General features: G+C 72.9%; 14 protein-coding genes and 1 pseudogene. 8 read left to right on the top strand and 7 right to left on the bottom strand.

Annotated elements, in window-relative coordinates; genetic code table 11:
- Positions 1–15: 15 nt before the first annotated feature.
- From BF93_RS09095 to BF93_RS09085, 3 genes are all read right to left on the bottom strand, one after another.
- Complete coding sequence (locus tag BF93_RS09095) at positions 16–1,308, bottom strand: MFS transporter (RefSeq protein WP_038372169.1); 1,293 nt, start codon at positions 1,306–1,308, stop codon at positions 16–18.
- Between the two features lie 154 nt (positions 1,309–1,462).
- Entirely contained in the window at positions 1,463–2,203 is a 741-nt protein-coding gene (pepE, locus tag BF93_RS09090; RefSeq protein WP_038372168.1) for a dipeptidase PepE, read from the bottom strand.
- A gap of 36 nt (positions 2,204–2,239) precedes the next feature.
- Positions 2,240–3,043 carry an IclR family transcriptional regulator gene (locus tag BF93_RS09085; RefSeq protein WP_038372167.1) on the bottom strand — a complete coding sequence of 268 codons (804 nt, stop codon included), beginning with the start codon at positions 3,041–3,043 and terminating at the stop codon, positions 2,240–2,242.
- A gap of 195 nt (positions 3,044–3,238) precedes the next feature.
- On the opposite strand from BF93_RS09085, the gene BF93_RS09080 reads away from it, so the two are divergent.
- From BF93_RS09080 to BF93_RS09070, 3 genes are read left to right on the top strand one after another with little or no spacing between them, the layout of a single operon-like run.
- Entirely contained in the window at positions 3,239–4,876 is a 1,638-nt protein-coding gene (locus BF93_RS09080) for an OPT/YSL family transporter (protein WP_084148415.1), read from the top strand.
- A 19-nt stretch (positions 4,877–4,895) separates the two neighbouring features.
- Positions 4,896–5,633 (top strand): AroM family protein, encoded by a 738-nt coding sequence (locus tag BF93_RS09075; protein ID WP_198025393.1) that lies wholly within the window; start codon positions 4,896–4,898, stop codon positions 5,631–5,633.
- A gap of 36 nt (positions 5,634–5,669) precedes the next feature.
- Positions 5,670–6,611: a DUF1177 domain-containing protein gene (locus BF93_RS09070; RefSeq protein ID WP_038372165.1), complete on the top strand. Its 942-nt coding sequence runs from the start codon at positions 5,670–5,672 to the stop codon at positions 6,609–6,611.
- Between the two features lie 79 nt (positions 6,612–6,690).
- Here the strand turns inward: BF93_RS09070 and BF93_RS09065 are convergent, their stop codons facing one another.
- Complete coding sequence (locus tag BF93_RS09065) at positions 6,691–7,635, bottom strand: arabinan endo-1,5-alpha-L-arabinosidase (protein WP_051486790.1); 945 nt, start codon at positions 7,633–7,635, stop codon at positions 6,691–6,693.
- Between the two features lie 315 nt (positions 7,636–7,950).
- Positions 7,951–8,313 carry an iron chaperone gene (locus BF93_RS09060; RefSeq protein WP_038372163.1) on the bottom strand — a complete coding sequence of 121 codons (363 nt, stop codon included), beginning with the start codon at positions 8,311–8,313 and terminating at the stop codon, positions 7,951–7,953.
- A 209-nt stretch (positions 8,314–8,522) separates the two neighbouring features.
- Here BF93_RS09060 and BF93_RS09055 point away from each other — a divergent pair, with 209 nt between their 5' ends.
- From BF93_RS09055 to BF93_RS09035, 5 genes are read left to right on the top strand one after another with little or no spacing between them, the layout of a single operon-like run.
- On the top strand, positions 8,523–9,209 hold the full coding sequence (locus BF93_RS09055; RefSeq protein WP_038372162.1) for an NUDIX hydrolase: 687 nt from the start codon (positions 8,523–8,525) through the stop codon (positions 9,207–9,209).
- A gap of 40 nt (positions 9,210–9,249) precedes the next feature.
- Positions 9,250–10,572 (top strand): quinolinate synthase NadA, encoded by a 1,323-nt coding sequence (gene nadA, locus BF93_RS09050; protein ID WP_038372161.1) that lies wholly within the window; start codon positions 9,250–9,252, stop codon positions 10,570–10,572.
- 1 nt (position 10,573) lies between these two features.
- Complete coding sequence (gene nadB, locus BF93_RS09045; RefSeq protein WP_084148412.1) at positions 10,574–12,352, top strand: L-aspartate oxidase; 1,779 nt, start codon at positions 10,574–10,576, stop codon at positions 12,350–12,352.
- Between the two features lie 18 nt (positions 12,353–12,370).
- Positions 12,371–13,252: a carboxylating nicotinate-nucleotide diphosphorylase gene (gene nadC / locus BF93_RS09040; protein ID WP_038372159.1), complete on the top strand. Its 882-nt coding sequence runs from the start codon at positions 12,371–12,373 to the stop codon at positions 13,250–13,252.
- A 2-nt stretch (positions 13,253–13,254) separates the two neighbouring features.
- Entirely contained in the window at positions 13,255–14,376 is a 1,122-nt protein-coding gene (locus BF93_RS09035; RefSeq protein WP_038372158.1) for a cysteine desulfurase family protein, read from the top strand.
- A 54-nt stretch (positions 14,377–14,430) separates the two neighbouring features.
- On the opposite strand, the gene BF93_RS09030 is transcribed toward BF93_RS09035, so the two are convergent.
- Entirely contained in the window at positions 14,431–14,736 is a 306-nt protein-coding gene (locus tag BF93_RS09030) for a hypothetical protein (protein WP_051486767.1), read from the bottom strand.
- Between the two features lie 92 nt (positions 14,737–14,828).
- Positions 14,829–16,007 (bottom strand): annotated as a pseudogene (locus BF93_RS09025) (magnesium and cobalt transport protein CorA).
- Positions 16,008–16,043: the final 36 nt, after the last annotated feature.

Genomic DNA, 16,043 nt, shown 5'->3' with positions numbered 1-16,043 from the left:
CGCGTCGCGTCCGCGTCACCGCCGCGCATCGCGCCGCCCCGCCGCGATCGCCGCAGCGAGCGTGACCAGGGACAGGGCGATGAGCACCGCCGCCGGGTGCCACCAGGCCTGGCCGGTGGCGGTGCCGAGGACTCCGGTCAGCAGCGGCACGAAGCCGCTCACCGTCGCCGCGACCGCATAGGCGAAGGACAGCGCCGAGGTGCGGAAGCTGCCGGGGAACAGGTCGCTCATGAGGCCGCCGAGCGCGGCCCAGGACATGGTCGGCAGGATCCCGCCGATCACCATCATCGCCACCAGCACGGAGAAGGTCGCCGAGCCCAGCAGCGCATACATCGGCAGGGCGATCAGCGCCGTCCCGGCCGCGCCGACCCCGACCACGAGCGCGGAGCCGGTGCGCGCGGCGAGCGCCCCGAACAGCGGCACCGTCACCAGCTGCAGCAGCGCGCCGATGGTCGCGGCCGTCAGCAGCTGCATGTACGGGAAGCCCAGCACCTCCGCGCCGTAGTTCATCGTGTACGTGTTCATCAGCGCGTAGGAGCCGATGCCCAGCTGCGCGGCGGCGATCGCCACCAGCAGGGCCATCGGCCGGGTGCGCAGCATGTCCAGCACCGGCGTGCGGTCCCGCCTCCCCTCGCGGGCCATCCGCAGGAACTCCGGGGTCTCCTCGATGCTGCGGCGCAGGTACAGCGAGACCAGCAGCAGCGGGATCGCGAGGAAGAACGGCAGGCGCCAGCCCCAGGAGGCCATGGCCGCCTCCGGCAGGGTCAGCGACAGGACGATGAACACCGCCGCGGAGAGGATGGAGCCGATCGGTGATCCCAGCTGGGGGATCGCGGCGTAGAAGGCGCGCCGCACGGGGCGGGCGTGCTCGGTCGCCAGCAGCACCGATCCGCCCCATTCGCCGCCGAGGCTCACGCCCTGCACCAGGCGCAGCAGCACCAGGCCGATCGCGCCCAGCCAGCCGGCCTGCGCATAGGTGGGCAGCAGGCCGATGAGTCCGGTCGCGACGCCCATCAGCGAGACCGTCCACAGCAGCGTCGCCCGGCGTCCCCGGCGATCGCCCATGTGCCCGAACACGAGCGCCCCCACGGGCCGGATCACGAAGGACACCGCGATGGTCGAGAAGGAGGCGAGGGCGGCGCCGGCCGGGCCCAGCGGCTCGAAGAACAGCGGCCCCACGAAGAACGCCGAGAAGTACGCGTAGAGGTAGAAGTCGAACTGCTCCAGCGAGGTCCCGATCATCGACGCCCAGGCGATCCGCCACGGGGCGCGGCGCGCGGTGGGCGCCGGGGGAGCGAGGGTGGTCATGCGTGCTGCGCCTCCTGCCGCGCGAGGCGCCCGGGAGGGTTCCGGGATGCTCGTCCGCACGGTGCTGGCCAGCCTATTCAGCGCCCGATGCCGGTGGGGTGCGAGGCGATGGGCCTCACACCCCGCGGCGGCGGGAGGGCGGACGGTGAACGCGTCAGTGCGTCCCGACGTCGAGCCGTGCAGGTTGGGCCAGGAGGTCGGAGACGTCGCCGGAGACCTCGCGCGGTGCCGCATCGCGCGTGAACACCAGGGCGGGGCCGGGTGCCGAAGGCTGCACCGCCTGGCCGCTGACGCTCGCGGTCTCCCCGTCGAGGCGCAGCCAGGTCCCTTCGCGAAGGCCCAGCACCGCGGCGTCGTTTTCCTCGAGGAACTCGGCGAGGCGCTGCTCCCGCGTCTCCCCGTTGTGCGTGCTGCTCGGGTCGGCATCGAGGTAGTGGGGGTTGATCTGGAACGGGACCAGGCCGAGCGCCGCGAAGGAGGTCGGCTGGACGATCGGCATGTCGTTCGTGGTGCGGATCGATGCACCCGCGATGTTCGTCCCGGCGCTCGCACCCATGTATGGCATTCCGGCGCGGGCGCGCTCCCGCAGCAGGTCGAGCAGGCCCCGGCGTTCGAGCGCGGCAAGGAGGCGGAAGGTGTTCCCTCCGCCGACGAACACGGCCTCGGCCCTCCGCAGGGCATCGCGGGGGTCAGCGGCGGTGTGGACGCCGGTGACGCGGATGCCGTGGGGGGACAGAGCATCGGCGACCTTGGCGGTGTAGGCGTCATGATCGGCGAGGGCGTAGGGGACGAAGGTGAGCTCGGCGCCGTCCAGGAAGGACAGCACTGTCTCCCGGGCATGGGCGAGGTAGCCGGCGCCGTGGTTGGTCGAGTTCGAGAGCAGCAGAGCCTGCATGGGTCTTCTCCACGTGTGATCGGGGACGGAGTGGGGTCAGGGGCGGCGTCGGGTCATGGCGCTCTGGTTCGCCAGCAGGTTCCCCAGGCGCACGGCCGATTCGAGGAGCTCGGGAACGTGGCTGGTGAGCTCGTCCTCGTACATGTAGACCTTCGGCTCGATGACGGAGATCGAGCCGACGGGAGTGCTGCCGATCCGCACGGGAGCGGCGATCGCCCGCGTGGTCTGGTCGAACTCGCCCTCGGAGCTCGCCCAGCCCAGCCGGTAGGTCTCGTCCAACAGGCTCTCCAGAGCGGCCTCGTCCACCTGCGTGAGCTCCGTGTACCGGGCGAACGGCCGGCCGCTGAGCATGTTTCGACGCACCAGCGGGTCCAGGAAGGCGAAGTACGCGCGGGAGGTCGCCCCCGCATGGGCGGGGTAGAGGTCTCCGACGAGGGGGTGAGTCCGCACGGGCCCGGAGTCCCCATCCACGGCGGCGACGCAGCGCACGTGATAGCCGTCCGGCACGGTGAAGGACGCTGTGCGGCCGGTGGAGGCGGCGAGGTCGGTGAGGACCGTCTCCGCGAGCCGGGCCAAACCTCCGCCGCGCTCCCAGAGAGCAGCCATGTGCCACATCGCCGGGCCCAGGCTGTAGCGCCGCGTGTGCGGGTCCACGAAGAGGAAGCCCCGGGACGCGAGAGCGGCCAGGAGGCGCTGGCTCGTGGAGCGGTTGAAGCCGAACTCCTCGGCCAGCTCGGTGACGCCCCAGTCCCGGCGCCCTTCGCTGAAGGACAGCAGGATCTGCAATGCGCGGTCGACGGTCTGGAGCGGGGCGCGAGCGTCGGAGGATGCGTGGTCCATCGAGGTCCTTCATCGGGGGATCGTGTGCGTCCCAGTATCGGAGTCGACCTCCACGGTGACGCATCGGTGACCCCAGTGTCCACATTCTGTCGCAGCAACCCATATAACGGGAAGTTGTTGCACCACGGGAGTGCGGCCCCCACTCTTGTGCGATCGCCGCAGGAGCAGCGATCACTCGTCCCAGGGAGGCACGACATGCCCACAGCCCCCGCCGCGTCCGAGACAGCGGCCGCAGTGCACCCGCGCGCTTTCGACCCGCTGACCGCGCTCATCACCCTTGTCGTCTCCCTGCTGGGTGCGGCGATCGGCATCCACATGATCACCACGCTCGGCGTCTCCCCGAACACGAGCGTGATCGGGGCCGTCATCGCCATGCTGATCGGCCGCATCGGCTTCGCGGGTCTGCACCGCATGCGGGACGTGAACCGTCAGAACCTCGTGCAGTCCTCCATCTCCGGAGCGACCTTCGCCGCCGCGAACTCCCTGCTGACGCCGATCGCGATCCCGTTCCTCTTCGGGCGCCCCGACCTCGTCTGGCCGATGCTGCTCGGCGCCAGCCTGGGCCTCGCGATCGACGTGTACGTCCTCTACCGCGCCTACGGCTCCCGGTTCTTCCCGGCCTCCGCCGCCTGGCCGCCCGGCGTCGCCGCCGCGGAGACGATCAAGGCCGGAGACCAGGGCGGCAAGCAGGCGGCGGTGCTCATCGGGGGCGGCGTGGTCGGCTTCGTCGCCTCGTTTCTGGGGCTGCCGATGTCCGCCGCGGGCATCGCCATGATCGGCAACATGTGGGCCCTGCTGATGTTCGCCGGTGGGCTGCTCGTCGCTCAGTACGTCCCGGGTCTGTTCGACGTGGACTTGGGGGCGATGTACGTCCCCCACGGGGTCATGGTGGGCGCGGGCGTGGTCGCCCTCGTCCAGATCGTCCTCATCATGGCCGGGAAGCAGACCGCTCGGCAGGCGGCGCGGGCGCGGGACCTCGAGAGCGCGGCTCGCAACGACCCGGCGCTCGCCCCGACCGTCACCGACGCCGCGCTCCGCCGCGCGCTGACATCCGGGTTCGGCATGTTCCTGCTCGGCGGGCTGCTCCTGGCCGTCGTGGGCGGCATCTGGGCCGAGCTGCCGTGGTGGGGCATTCTCTGCTTCGCCCTGTTCGCCGCCTTCGCCGCGATCGTGCACGAGCTGATCGTCGGCCTCGCCGCGATGCACGCGGGCTGGTTCCCAGCATTCGCCGTCACCTTGATCTTCCTGAACTTGGGACTGCTGCTGCAGTTCCCGCCCGTCCCCCTCGCGCTCCTGATCGGCTACTGCGCCTCCACCGGACCTGCTTTCGCCGACATGGGATACGACTTCAAGGCCGGATGGATCCTGCGCCGCGACCGCCGCCCCTATACGCCCTTCGAGCTCGAGGGCCGCCGTGAGCAGCTCAAGGCCTCGGTCCTCGGCTTCGTCATGGCCATCGGCCTCGTGGCGCTGGTGTGGCCGACCCTCTTCGCCGACGGGAAAGTCCCGCCGACCTCGCAGGTCTATGCCGACACCATCTCCGCGGGCCTCTCCGACCCCTCCGCGCTGGTCAACCTGCTCGTCTGGGCGATCCCTGGAGCGCTCGTGCAGATCATCGGTGGCCCCAGCCGGCAGATGGGCATCCTCCTGGCCACCGGCCTCCTGGTCGCCACGCCGAACGCCGGCTGGCTGGTCCTCGTCGCCCTGCTGGGCCGCATGCTCTGGCAGCGCTGGCGCGGTGCCGCGGGCGAGCAGGAAATCTCGCTGGTGGGCGCCGGTCTCATCGCCGGAGACTCCGTGCACTCCGTCGGCACCATGATCTGGAAGCACTGAGCGGGGAGCGCGGACCACCATGACCAGCACCTCCGCACCCGCGACCGCCCGTGCCGCCCGCCCGATGCGCCTGGGCGTCGTCACCATCGGGCAGACTCCCCGCACAGACCTCACCCCCGAGCTGGAGCAGCTCCTGCCCGGCGTCGAGCTCGTCGAGCGCGGCGTCCTGGACCGCCTCACCGGCGCCCAGATCGCCCAGCTCGCCCCCGACGCCGGGGATCACGCCCTCACGACGCGCCTGGCCGACGGCGGCTCCGCCGTCATCGGCGAGCGGGTCGTGACGGACCGGCTCCCGGGCCTGGTGCGCTCCCTCGAGGAGGAGGTCGACGCCGTCATGCTCGCCTGCACCGGCCCGTTCCCGCGCATCACGCACCGCCGGCCGTTCTTCGTGCCGGATCGGATCATCGCCCACGCCGTCGCCGCCGCGGCGCCGGCCGGGGCGCCCGTCGGCATCATCGCCCCCCTGCCGGAGCAGACGGACGACACCGTCGAGAAGTTCGCGGCGGTGCTCGGCGAGGACCGGCCGGTGCTGGTCGCGAGCAGCTCCCCTTACACGGGCACCGCGGCCGAGCTGCGTTACGCCGCCCGGAGCCTCGCCGAGCAGGGGGCCGCCCTGCTAGCCCTGGACTGCTTCGGCTACACCACCGCCATGCGCGCGGTCGTCGCAGAGGAGACCGGGCTGCCCGTCATCGTCGCCCGTTCGATCGCCGCCCGGCTCGCCGCCGAGGCGCTCGGTCTCGCGGCCCTCACATCCTGAATGCCTGTCCGACCCATCCACAGGAGAGAACCCCTCATGTCCTTCAGTCATCTGATCGCCGCCTACGACCTCCTCGACGACCCGGCCGTGCGCGGCGCAGACGTCGTCGCCTTCCTCCGGGCCATCGCACCGGAGGCCGATATCGAGGTCCAGGCGGTCACCACGGAGATCGGCACCACGGACTTCCTGCGGGTGGTGGTCCCCGGCGGCCAGGGAAAGCGCGCCGGAGGCCCCGCCCCGACCCTCGGGATCCTCGGCCGCCTCGGCGGGCTCGGCGCACGGCCCGAGCAGATCGGCTTCGTCAGCGATGGGGACGGCGCGCTCTCCGCCGTGACGATCGCGGCGAAGCTGCTGTCGATGGTCGAGCGCGGCGACCGCCTGCCCGGGGACGTCATCGTCGCCACGCACATCGATCCGGACGCCCCGACCCAGCCGCACGAGCCGGTCCCCTTCATGGGCTCCGTCGTCGAGCAGGACGTCAGCAATGAACACGAGGTCAGCGACGAGATGGACGCGATCCTCTCGATCGACACCACCAAGGGCAACCGGGTCCTGAACCACAAGGGCATCGCCATCACGCCCACCATCGCCGACGGCTGGATCCTGCGTGTGTCCGAGTCTCTGCTGGACGTGCTGAGCCGCACCACCGGGCGCGCGCCCGCCGTCATGCCGATCACGATGCAGGACATCACCCCCTACGGGAACGACGTCTACCACGTGAACTCGATCGTCCAGCCGTGCACCGCGACCGCTGCGCCGGTGGTCGGCGTCGCGATCGTGACCGAGTCCGCCGTCCCCGGCTCCGCGACAGGTGCGACTGACTTGCACGACGTCGACCAGGCCGTTCGCTTCGCCCTCGAGGTCGCCAAGGACTACGGCCGTGGCATCGTCTCCTTCCACGCCTCGGACGAACTGGCCCGGCTGCAGGAGCTGTACGGCTCCATGGGCGTCCTGCGCACCCAGGGCGTCGTGGCGTGAACTGACTGGCCCCGCGATCCCTGTGGTCGAGCCGTGGGGTGCAGGGCGCCCGCCCTGCGCCCCACGGCCACTGGCCACCTCAGTGCACGTACGGCCAGCCGGAGGAGTCGTAGGCCAGCAGGTTGATGCCCAGGCGCGGCGTGCCGGCGTCGTCGTAGTAGTGGTAGAAGAGCACGTCGGAGTCGGCATCGGCGAGCACGGCCTGGTGGCCCGGCCCGTGGATCGAGCCCTGCCCGGCGAGGATCTCGGTGCCGCCGCCCGCAGTCATGTAGTTCCCGGCGCGGTCGCGGTAGGGGCCGGTGACCGAGGTCGAGCGGCCCACCATGACGCGGTAGGTGCTGTCCGCCCCGCGGCAGCAGTAGTCGAAGGACACGAACAGGTAGTAGTAGCCGTTCTTGGCGCGGTGGATGGTCGGCGCCTCGATGGGCCCGCCGCCCCGACTGGCCAGCCGGTGCATCTCGGTACCCGAGCGCAGCCCGGTCGAGGAGCTCAGGCGGATCATCCGGATCCCGTCCCCGAAGGAGCCGTAGGCCAGCCACCAGGTGCCGGCGGAGTCCACCACGAGCGCCGGGTCGATCGCATTGTGGTCGCTGTTCTCGAACGTCTCGACGACCAGGCCGCGGTGGGTCCAGGTCCCGGCCGCGCCGCTGGGGCTGGTGGCCACGAAGATCGCCGATCGCCTCGACCCGAAGGTCGAGGCGGAGTACCACAGGTAGAACTGCCCGTTCGCGAAGTGGATCTCGGGCGCCCACAGGTGCCGGCTGCCGCCGGTGTAGGGATCGGCCCAGGGCGTGCCGCCGGGGAACGCGGCGCCGGCCGCGGTCCAGTGCGTGCGGTCGGTGGAGGTGCGCAGCGAGATCCCGTCGCCGGTGCTGGGGAGCAGGTAGGTGCCGCTGGACGTGCGGATGATCTCCGGATCGTGCACCTCGGTGATGTCGCCGGTGACGATCCCGGGGCCGGGGTAGGCGGCGCTGGCGGACTGCGCGGTCAGTGCGGCGTGGCCGCCGAGCACGGCGGCGGCCATCCCCGCCATGAGGGTGCGCCGTCCGGGGCGGAGGCCGCCGGCTGCATCGGCCGCAGCCGAGCTTCCGGCCGATGCGCGGGACGAAGCGCGGGCAGGTCCGGTGCGGGGCACCGGTGCCCGACCGGGGGTGGCGTGGGGGCGTGATTCCATGGTTCCTCCTCGTCGAGGTGAGCGCGGTCACTCCGCGCGGACGCAAGCTTTGCATCGATGCAAACGGCGCGCAAGAGGCTCGGAGGGCAGAATTTCCATCGATGTATACGTGAGTGCAGGGAGGCGGGGGCTCTCCGGGTGCGTCGGTCGCGGCCCGACCTCCGCTCAGCGGCGGTCGGCGTCGATGTCGCGCCGGTGCGCGCGGACGAGGTCCTCGATCAGGTCGTCCGGCAGCGGGTTCTCCAGGGTGAACCGGATCGCGTGCTGGGTGGTCGGGTAGTCCGCCAGGCGGTCGCCCAGCTCCTCGATCGCCCAGCTGGAGGGATAGAAGCTCATGTGCTTCTTCGAGGCCGTGAAATACACCAGGGCGCGGCCGCGGTAGCTCAGCGTGGGCATCCCGTAGCTGATCGACTCCTCCACCTCGGGCACGAGGCCCGTCACGAGGGCGCGGATCCGCTCCAGCTCCGCGCGGACCTCCGGTGCGAGCGGTGCGAGGTAGTCGTCGATGCTCGTCGGCTTCTCGCTCATGCCCCGAGCGTAGTCCCGCGGGGCTCGATCGCGGCGTGTCGGCGGCGGCCTCCGGCCGCTCGTCGGCCCCGAGGTGACCGGAGTTAAGGTCACCGACCCTGTGACCGCCGTCATAGCATCCCGGGCATCCCTCCACTTCTGGTCGCAGTGACCCTAAGGTCGACGCAACTCATAAGGTCCCGACGACTTTAAGTGGAGGTGTCCCGGACATGGCCGATGAGGTCTCGCTCGCCGTCTCGACGGTGATCTTCGCGCTGCGCCCCCACCCCCGCACGCGCCGGCCCGTCCTGTGGATCCCGCTGGTGCGCCGCATCCGCGCCCCTCACCAGGGGACATGGGCTCTGCCGGGCGGCCCGCTGGCACCGGACGAGGGGCTCGCCGCATCGGCCGCACGGAACCTGCGCGAGACCACGAAGCTCGCCCCGAGCTACCTCGAGCAGCTCTACGCCTTCGGCAGCCTGGACCGCGCGCCGACCGCCGCCGAGCGCACCGTCTCGGTCGTGTACTGGGCGCTGGTGCGGGCCGACGAAGCCGAGGCCGGCGTGGAGACCCTCAACGTGCGCTGGGTCGTCGCCGACGAGCTGCCCGAGCTGGCCTTCGACCACGCGCTGATCGTCGAGTACGCCCTGTGGCGCCTGCGCAACAAGGTCGAGTACTCCCGCATCGCCGCCGCCTTCCTCGGCGAGACCTTCACCCTCGCCGAGCTGCGCGCCGTCCACGAGGCCGTGCTCCAGAGGACCCTCGACCCCGCGAACTTCCGACGCCAGATGGAGGCGTCGGGCCGGCTCGTCCCCACCGGCGAGTTCCGCACCGGCGGACGCCACCGCCCCGCCCAGCTGTACCGCCACGACGAGTCCATCGAGCTCGCTGACAACGGCCCGCTCACCGGCCTCTGACCCCCGCCCCGATCCGCCCCACCCACCCCGAGGAGACACGATGACCACCACCGCATCGGTCGACCTGACCATCCGCGACATCTCCCGCGGCGCCGCCGCCGGCAGCACCTGCTCCACCCAGCTGCTGGACGCCCCCTGGGACGTCGACGCGCGCGACCCCGGCTACGGGCCCGGCGCCTCGATGGCCGATCCGATCCCGGCCGCCTCCCCGCGCCAGGGCGAGATCCCCGCCCAGTACCGCGAGGCGAGCCGCGAGGAGCTCGATGCGCGCATCCGCGCCGCCAAGGCGCAGCTGGGGGAGAAGGTCGTGGTCCTGGGCCACTTCTACCAGCGCGACGAGGTCGTCCAGTACGCCGACTACGTGGGCGACTCCTTCCAGCTCGCCAACGCCGCGAAGGCGCACACCGAGGCGGAGGCGATCATCTTCTGCGGCGTGCACTTCATGGCCGAGACCGCGGACCTGCTCTCCACCCCCGAGCAGGCCGTCATCCTCCCGAACCTCGCCGCCGGCTGCTCGATGGCCGACATGGCCGACATCGACCAGGTCGAGGAGTGCTGGGAGCAGCTCACCGAGATCTACGGGACCGAGCCCGACGCCGAGGGGCGGGTCCCGATCATCCCCGTGACCTACATGAACTCCTCGGCCGCGCTGAAGGGCTTCTGCGGCCGCCACGGCGGGATCGTGTGCACCTCCTCGAACGCCGCGACGGTGCTGGAGTGGGCGTTCGCGCGCGGCCAGCGGGTGCTGTTCTTCCCGGACCAGCACCTGGGCCGCAACACCGCCAAGGCCATGGGCATCGGCCTCGAGCAGATGCCGATGTGGAACCCGCGCAAGGCCCTCGGCGGCAACGACGAGCAGACCCTCCAGGACGCGAAGGTCGTGCTGTGGCACGGCTTCTGCTCGGTGCACAAGCGCTTCACCACCGCGCAGATCGACAAGGCCCGCGCCGAGCACCCGGGCGTGCGCGTGATCGTCCACCCCGAATGCCCGATGCCCGTGGTCGACGCGGCCGACGAGGCCGGCTCCACCGACTACATCCGCAAGGCCATCGAGGGCGCCGCCGAACCGACGACCTTCGCGATCGGCACCGAGATCAACCTCGTCCAGCGCCTGAACGCCCAGCACCCCCAGCACGAGATCTTCTGCCTGGACCCGGTGGTGTGCCCCTGCTCGACGATGTACCGCATCCACCCCGGATACCTCGCCTGGGCGCTCGAGTCGCTGCTGGAGGGCGAGGTCATCAACCGCATCACCGTCTCCGACGACGTCGCCGAGCCCGCGCGCCTGGCGCTGGAGCGGATGCTCGCCGCCAAGCCCGGCTCCGCGGCTCCCGCCCGGGGGACCGCCGGGGCGGAGGCCTGACATGACCGCGCGCCGCAGCGCGCCCGGCGCGGCCGCGCCCGAGGAGGCCGTGGACGTGCTGGTCATCGGCTCGGGCATCGCGGGGCTCAGCGCCGCGCTGCGGGCCGATGCCTCCGCCCGCGTGCTCGTGGTGACCAAGGGCGAGCTCGCCGACGGCGCCACCCGCCTCGCCCAGGGCGGCATCGCCGGAGCCGTCGGTCCGGGCGACACCCCCGCCGCCCATGCGGCGGACACCCTGGCCGCCGGGGCGGGCCTCGCCGAGCCCGAGGCCGTCCGCGTGCTGTGCGAGGAGGGCCCGGAGCGCATCGCGGAGCTCATCGCCCTCGGGGTCGCCTTCGATCGCACCGACGGGCCCGGCAGCCCGCACGCCCTGGGGCTGGAGGGCGCCCATGGCCGCCCCCGCATCCTCCATGCGGGCGGCGACGCGACCGGCCTCGCCATCGAGACCGCGCTGGTCGCGGCCGTCCGCGCCCGCGGCATTCCGGTGCGCGAGCAGGCCGCGCTGGTGGACCTGGTGGTCGAGGACGGCGCCGTGCGCGGCGCCCGCTTCCTCGCGGCCGATGGCCGGGAGCTCACCGTCCGGGCCGGGGCGGTGGTCCTGGCCACGGGCGGCGCCGGGCAGCTCTACGCCCACACCACGAACCCCGCGGTCGCCACCGGGGACGGGATGGCCGCCGCTCGGCGCGCCGGCGCCCGGCTGGCCGATCTCGAGTTCTGCCAGTTCCATCCGACGGCGCTCGCCGCCGGGAGCGGTGCGGGATCGTTCCTCGTCTCCGAGGCGGTGCGCGGCGAGGGGGCGCTGCTGCGCGACGCCCACGGCGACCGCTTCATGCCCCGGATCGACCCGCGGGCCGAGCTCGCCCCGCGCGACGTCGTCGCCCGCGCGATCGTGCAGGTCATGCAGGCGCAGGGCGGTCGGCCCGTGCTGCTGGACGCCACCGCCATCGGCCCCGCCGGCATCGACGCGGACGAGCGGGCGCGGCTGCTGGCGCGCCGCTTCCCGACCATCGACGCCGCGGTGCGCGCGGCCGGCTTCGACTGGGCGCGCGAGGGCGTGCCCGTCACCCCGGCGGCGCACTACATGATGGGCGGGATCCTCACCGATCTCGACGGCCGCACCACCGTGCCGGGCCTGTTCGCGGCGGGGGAGTGCGCCCGCACCGGCGTGCACGGCGCGAACCGCCTCGCCTCGAACTCCCTGCTCGAGGGGACCGTCTTCGGCGCCCGCGCGGCCGATGCCGCCCTCGCCGAGGCGCGGACCGCCGCCGTCGCCGCGGGGTTCCTCGCCGCGGCCGAGCGGCCGCAGCTCGCCGAGGCAACCGCCCCCGACCATCGCAGCACCGCTCGGCCCGGCACCGCGGCGGCCGGCACCGACCAAGGAGCATCGGCCAGCCGGGACTGGACCCGCGCCCAGCTGCAGGAGCTCATGTGGCGGCAGGTCGGCCTGCTGCGCACCGGCGCGGAGCTGGAGGAGGCCGCCCGCATCCTCGCGACCTGGGCCCCGCCCGCGCCGACCACCCTTGCCGCGCTCGAGGACCGCAACCTCCTGCACCTGGCCCGCTGCGTGGTCGAGGCGGCGCTCGCCCGACCCGGCTCCGTCGGCGCGCACCACCGCCGGGATGCGGCCGATGATCCGGTCCCGGCGCACCCGCAGGACGCCCCGAAGCGCGAGGCCGCCTCGGCCGCCGCGCGGGAGCCCGACCCGAGCTTCCCGCGCGGGGACGAGCTCGTCGATCTCCCGCCCCTCCCGTCCCCTCGACCCCTGCAGCCCACGCGCTGATCCCGCCCTGGAGGCCCCATGCTCACCCCCGCCCACATCGACCGTGTCGTCGCCGCGGCCCTCGCCGAGGACGCCCCCTGGGGCGACGCGACCGGCGAGGCGTTCCTGCCCGCGACCGCCCGGGCCCGGGCCGAGCTGCGCGCCCGCGAGGCCGGAGTGCTCGCCGGCGCCGAGGTGTTTGCCGCCGCGTTCCGCCTCACCGACCCGGCCGTGCAGGTGACCCTGCACGCCGCCGACGGCGACGCCTTCGCCGCCGGCGACGTGCTGGCCGCCGTCGAGGGACCGGCCCGCGCCGTCGTCCAGGCCGAGCGGATCGCCCTGAACTTCACCCAGCGCATGTCCGGCATCGCCACCCTCACCCGGGCGTTCGTCGACGCCGTCGCCGGCACGGGCGCGCGGATCACCGATACCCGCAAGACCACGCCGGGCCTGCGCGCCGTCGAGCGGCACGCGGTGCGCGCGGGCGGCGGCATCAACCACCGCTTCTCCCTCTCGGACGCGGTGATGGCCAAGGACAACCACCTCGCCGTGCTGCGCGAGCAGGGCCTGGACCTCACCGGCGCGATCCGCGCGGCCCGCGAGCGCCTGGGCCACACCACGCGGATGGAGGTCGAGGTCGACCGCCTCGACCAGATCGAGCCGGTGATCGCCGGCGGCGTCGACGTGATCATGCTCGACAACTTCTCCCTCGAGGACCTGGTCCGCGGCGTCGAGATCGTCGCCGGCCGCGCCGTCGTCGAGGCCAGCGGGAACGTCACCCTGGAGACCGTCGGCGCGATCGCCCGCACGGGCGTGGACGTGATCTCCTCCGGGGCGCTCACCCATTCGGTGCGCAGCCTCGACCTGGGGCTGGATGTGCAGGTCCGCGCCGGGGACCCTGCCGACCGGGCGGCGTCCTGAGCATGCTGTACCTCGACAACGCCGCCACCACCCCGGTGCGCCGGGAAGCCCTCGAGGCGGCCTGGCCGTACCTCACCGGCACCTTCGGCAACCCGTCCAGCCACCACACGGCCGGGGAGGCCGCGGCCGCCGGGCTCGAGGACGCCCGCCGCCGGGCCGCCGCGGTGCTCGGCGTGCGGCGCAGCGACGTCGTCTTCACCAGCGGCGGCACCGAGGGCGCGAACCTCGCCATCAAGGGGCTCGCCCTCGCCGCCCCGCGCGGCCGCCACCTGGTGACCTCGCCGATCGAGCACGAGGCCGTGCTCGAGAGCGTGGATCACCTGGCGCGGATCCACGGGTTCGAGGTCTCCTTCGCCGAGGTCGGCGCAGGCGGGGTCGTCACGCCCGACGCCCTGCGCGCCGTGCTGCGCCCGGACACGACCCTGGTCTCCCTCGCCTACGCCAACAACGAGATCGGCGCGGTCGCGGACATCCCCGCGCTCGCCGACGCCGCGCACGAGGTCGGCGCCCTGCTGCACACCGACGCGGTGCAGGCCGCCGGGTTCCTGGACCTGCGGGGCCTGGGGGCCGATGCGATCACGCTGTCCGGCCACAAGCTCGGCGCCCCCAAGGGCACGGGCCTGGCGATGATCCGCGGTCGCCTTCCGCTGGAGCCGGTGATCCACGGCGGCGGCCAGGAGTCCGGGCGCCGGTCCGGGACCGAGAACGTCGCCTTCGCCGTCGCGCTCGCCGTCGCTCTCGAGCTGGCCGAGGCGGAGCGGGAGGAGAAGGCCGCGCGCCTGGCCGCGCTGCGGGACCGGCTGATCGGCCGGGTCCTGGCGGCCTACGACGGCGCCCTGCTCACCGGGCCCCGCGCGCCGCGGCATCCCGCCCATGCCTCGTTCTGCTTCCCCGGCGTCAGCGGCGAATCGATCCTGCTGGACCTCGAGGAGCGCGGCGTCATCGCCTCGAGCGGATCGGCCTGCGCGGCCGGCAGCGACGAGCCCTCGCACGTGCTCACGGCGCTCGGCATCGACCGCGAGATCGCGCAGACCGCCGTGCGCCTCACGCTCGCCCCGACCACCACCCCCGAGGACGTGGACCGCGCGGCCGCCGCCGTCGAGGACGTGCTGGGCGGGCGCTGAGCGGCGCGGCTCGCTGAGCCGCGCGCCCGCCGGGATCGAGATCCCGCCGACCGGTCAGACGGTCGCGGCCTGCCAGGCGCGCACCGCTTCGGTCACCTCGTGGCCGAGCATGCTGGTGCGGTCGCGATCGCGGTACCGGGACGCCGAGCCCCGGGCGACGGGGGCGGAGGCGTCGATCGCCCGGGCCAGGTCGTCCAGCGCATCGGGCCCGCGGCGCAGGTATGCGCGGCGCTCGGACAGGTTCAGGACGATGAGCACGCTGTAGCCGAAGGACCGGTGCTCGCAGTGGGCTTCGAGGAGCAGCTCCTCGTCCTCCTGCAGCAGGTACCAGGAGCCTTCGCGATGATCGATCACCTTCATCCCGTCATGCTTCCATCGGGAGGCAGCCGCTCCCAGGCCGCCGGGGCGCCGTGACCGTTCCGTTGCCGAGGCCGGTCATGGCCTCCGAGGGATCAGATCCAGCCGCGGCGGCGGAAGGCGGCGTACAGGGCGACGGCGACGGCCAGCATCATCACCAGGGCGAAGGGGTAGCCGTACGCCCAGTGCAGCTCGGGCATGCGGTCGAAGTTCATCCCGTACACGGTGCCGACGATCTGCGGGGCGAAGAGGATCGCCGCCCAGGCGGAGATCTTCTTGACCTCCTCGCCCTGGGCCACGCTGAGCTCGCTGAGCTTCTGCATCTCCTCGTTCTGCGCCTGAGCGACGAGCGTGGCGTTCACGGTGAGGATGTCGCGCAGCATCTCGCGGAACCCGCTCACGTGCTCGACGACCTGCACCAGGTGGTCCTCGACATCGCGCAGCTAGCGCTGGAGCTCCTCGTCGGTGCCGTACTTCTGGAAGCCGGCGCCCAGGCTGCTCAGCACTGCCAGCAGGGGCTTGGTGGCGCGCTCGAACTCGATCACCTCGCGGGAGAGCTCGTAGATGCGCCGCGAGACCCCGGGGTCGCGCAGGAACACCTGGGTCTCGATCTCGTCGATGTCGTTGGACAGCCCCGCGACGACCGGTGCATAGCCGTCGACCACCCGGTCCAGGACCGCGTAGAGGATCGCCTCCGGCCCCAGGCGCAGCAGCTCGGGGTTGGACTCCAGGCGGCGGCGCACGGCGGAGAGGTCCGGGGACTCGCTGTGCCGGACGGTGAGCACGAAGTCGGGGCCGACGAAGAGGTGCACCTCCCCGAACTCGACCTCCTCGACGTCGTCGAGGTAGCGGGCGGCGCGCAGCACCACGAACAGGGTGTCGTCGTACCGCTCGATCTTGGGGCGCTGATGGGCGAGGATCGCGTCCTCGACGGCCAGCTCGTGCAGGTCGAACTCCGCGGCCAGGCTCGCCAGGTCGTCCTGCCCCGGGCGGTAGAGGCCGATCCAGCCCACCGCGTCCTCCTGGGAGCGCAGCGCCCGGTACGAGTCGGCGAGGCAGGCGGGGGATGCGATGCGCGCCCCGTCGACGTACACGGCGCTGTCGACGATGCTCGACTCGGCGCGGGATCCCGCGGGCGTCTCCCGGCGCGGGTCCTCCGCGTCCGCGGGCGCATCGGTCGTTCCCGCGGAGGTGATGAGGTCCGGCTCGAGGCGGCGCCGGCGTCGGCGAATCCGGGAGAAGGGCAGCTCAGGCAAGGTCCACGTCCCGTCCATAGATCGCTCGGGCCCTGGTCCGGGGCGGACGGGGCC

The sequence above is a fragment of the Brachybacterium phenoliresistens genome, from assembly GCF_000576425.1.
Lineage (GTDB): Bacteria > Actinomycetota > Actinomycetes > Actinomycetales > Dermabacteraceae > Brachybacterium > Brachybacterium phenoliresistens.
The sequence above is the reverse complement of the archived record's forward strand: the minus strand, read 5'-3'. Positions and strand labels throughout refer to the sequence as shown.

Bases quoted from the DNA above. Each gene is read 5' to 3' on its own strand.
- BF93_RS09075 (WP_198025393.1), top strand. From the start codon at position 4,896: ATGACCAGCACCTCCGCACCCGCGACCGCCCGTGCCGCCCGCCCGATG.
- BF93_RS09055 (WP_038372162.1), top strand. From the start codon at position 8,523: ATGGCCGATGAGGTCTCGCTCGCCGTCTCGACGGTGATCTTCGCGCTG.
- BF93_RS09035 (WP_038372158.1), top strand. From the start codon at position 13,255: ATGCTGTACCTCGACAACGCCGCCACCACCCCGGTGCGCCGGGAAGCC.
- BF93_RS09030 (WP_051486767.1), bottom strand. From the start codon at position 14,736: ATGAAGGTGATCGATCATCGCGAAGGCTCCTGGTACCTGCTGCAGGAG.
- BF93_RS09060 (WP_038372163.1), bottom strand. From the start codon at position 8,313: ATGAGCGAGAAGCCGACGAGCATCGACGACTACCTCGCACCGCTCGCA.
- BF93_RS09080 (WP_084148415.1), top strand. From the start codon at position 3,239: ATGCCCACAGCCCCCGCCGCGTCCGAGACAGCGGCCGCAGTGCACCCG.
- BF93_RS09070 (WP_038372165.1), top strand. From the start codon at position 5,670: ATGTCCTTCAGTCATCTGATCGCCGCCTACGACCTCCTCGACGACCCG.
- nadA (WP_038372161.1), top strand. From the start codon at position 9,250: ATGACCACCACCGCATCGGTCGACCTGACCATCCGCGACATCTCCCGC.
- nadB (WP_084148412.1), top strand. From the start codon at position 10,574: ATGACCGCGCGCCGCAGCGCGCCCGGCGCGGCCGCGCCCGAGGAGGCC.
- nadC (WP_038372159.1), top strand. From the start codon at position 12,371: ATGCTCACCCCCGCCCACATCGACCGTGTCGTCGCCGCGGCCCTCGCC.
- pepE (WP_038372168.1), bottom strand. From the start codon at position 2,203: ATGCAGGCTCTGCTGCTCTCGAACTCGACCAACCACGGCGCCGGCTAC.
- BF93_RS09095 (WP_038372169.1), bottom strand. From the start codon at position 1,308: ATGACCACCCTCGCTCCCCCGGCGCCCACCGCGCGCCGCGCCCCGTGG.
- BF93_RS09085 (WP_038372167.1), bottom strand. From the start codon at position 3,043: ATGGACCACGCATCCTCCGACGCTCGCGCCCCGCTCCAGACCGTCGAC.
- BF93_RS09065 (WP_051486790.1), bottom strand. From the start codon at position 7,635: ATGGCCGCCGCCGTGCTCGGCGGCCACGCCGCACTGACCGCGCAGTCC.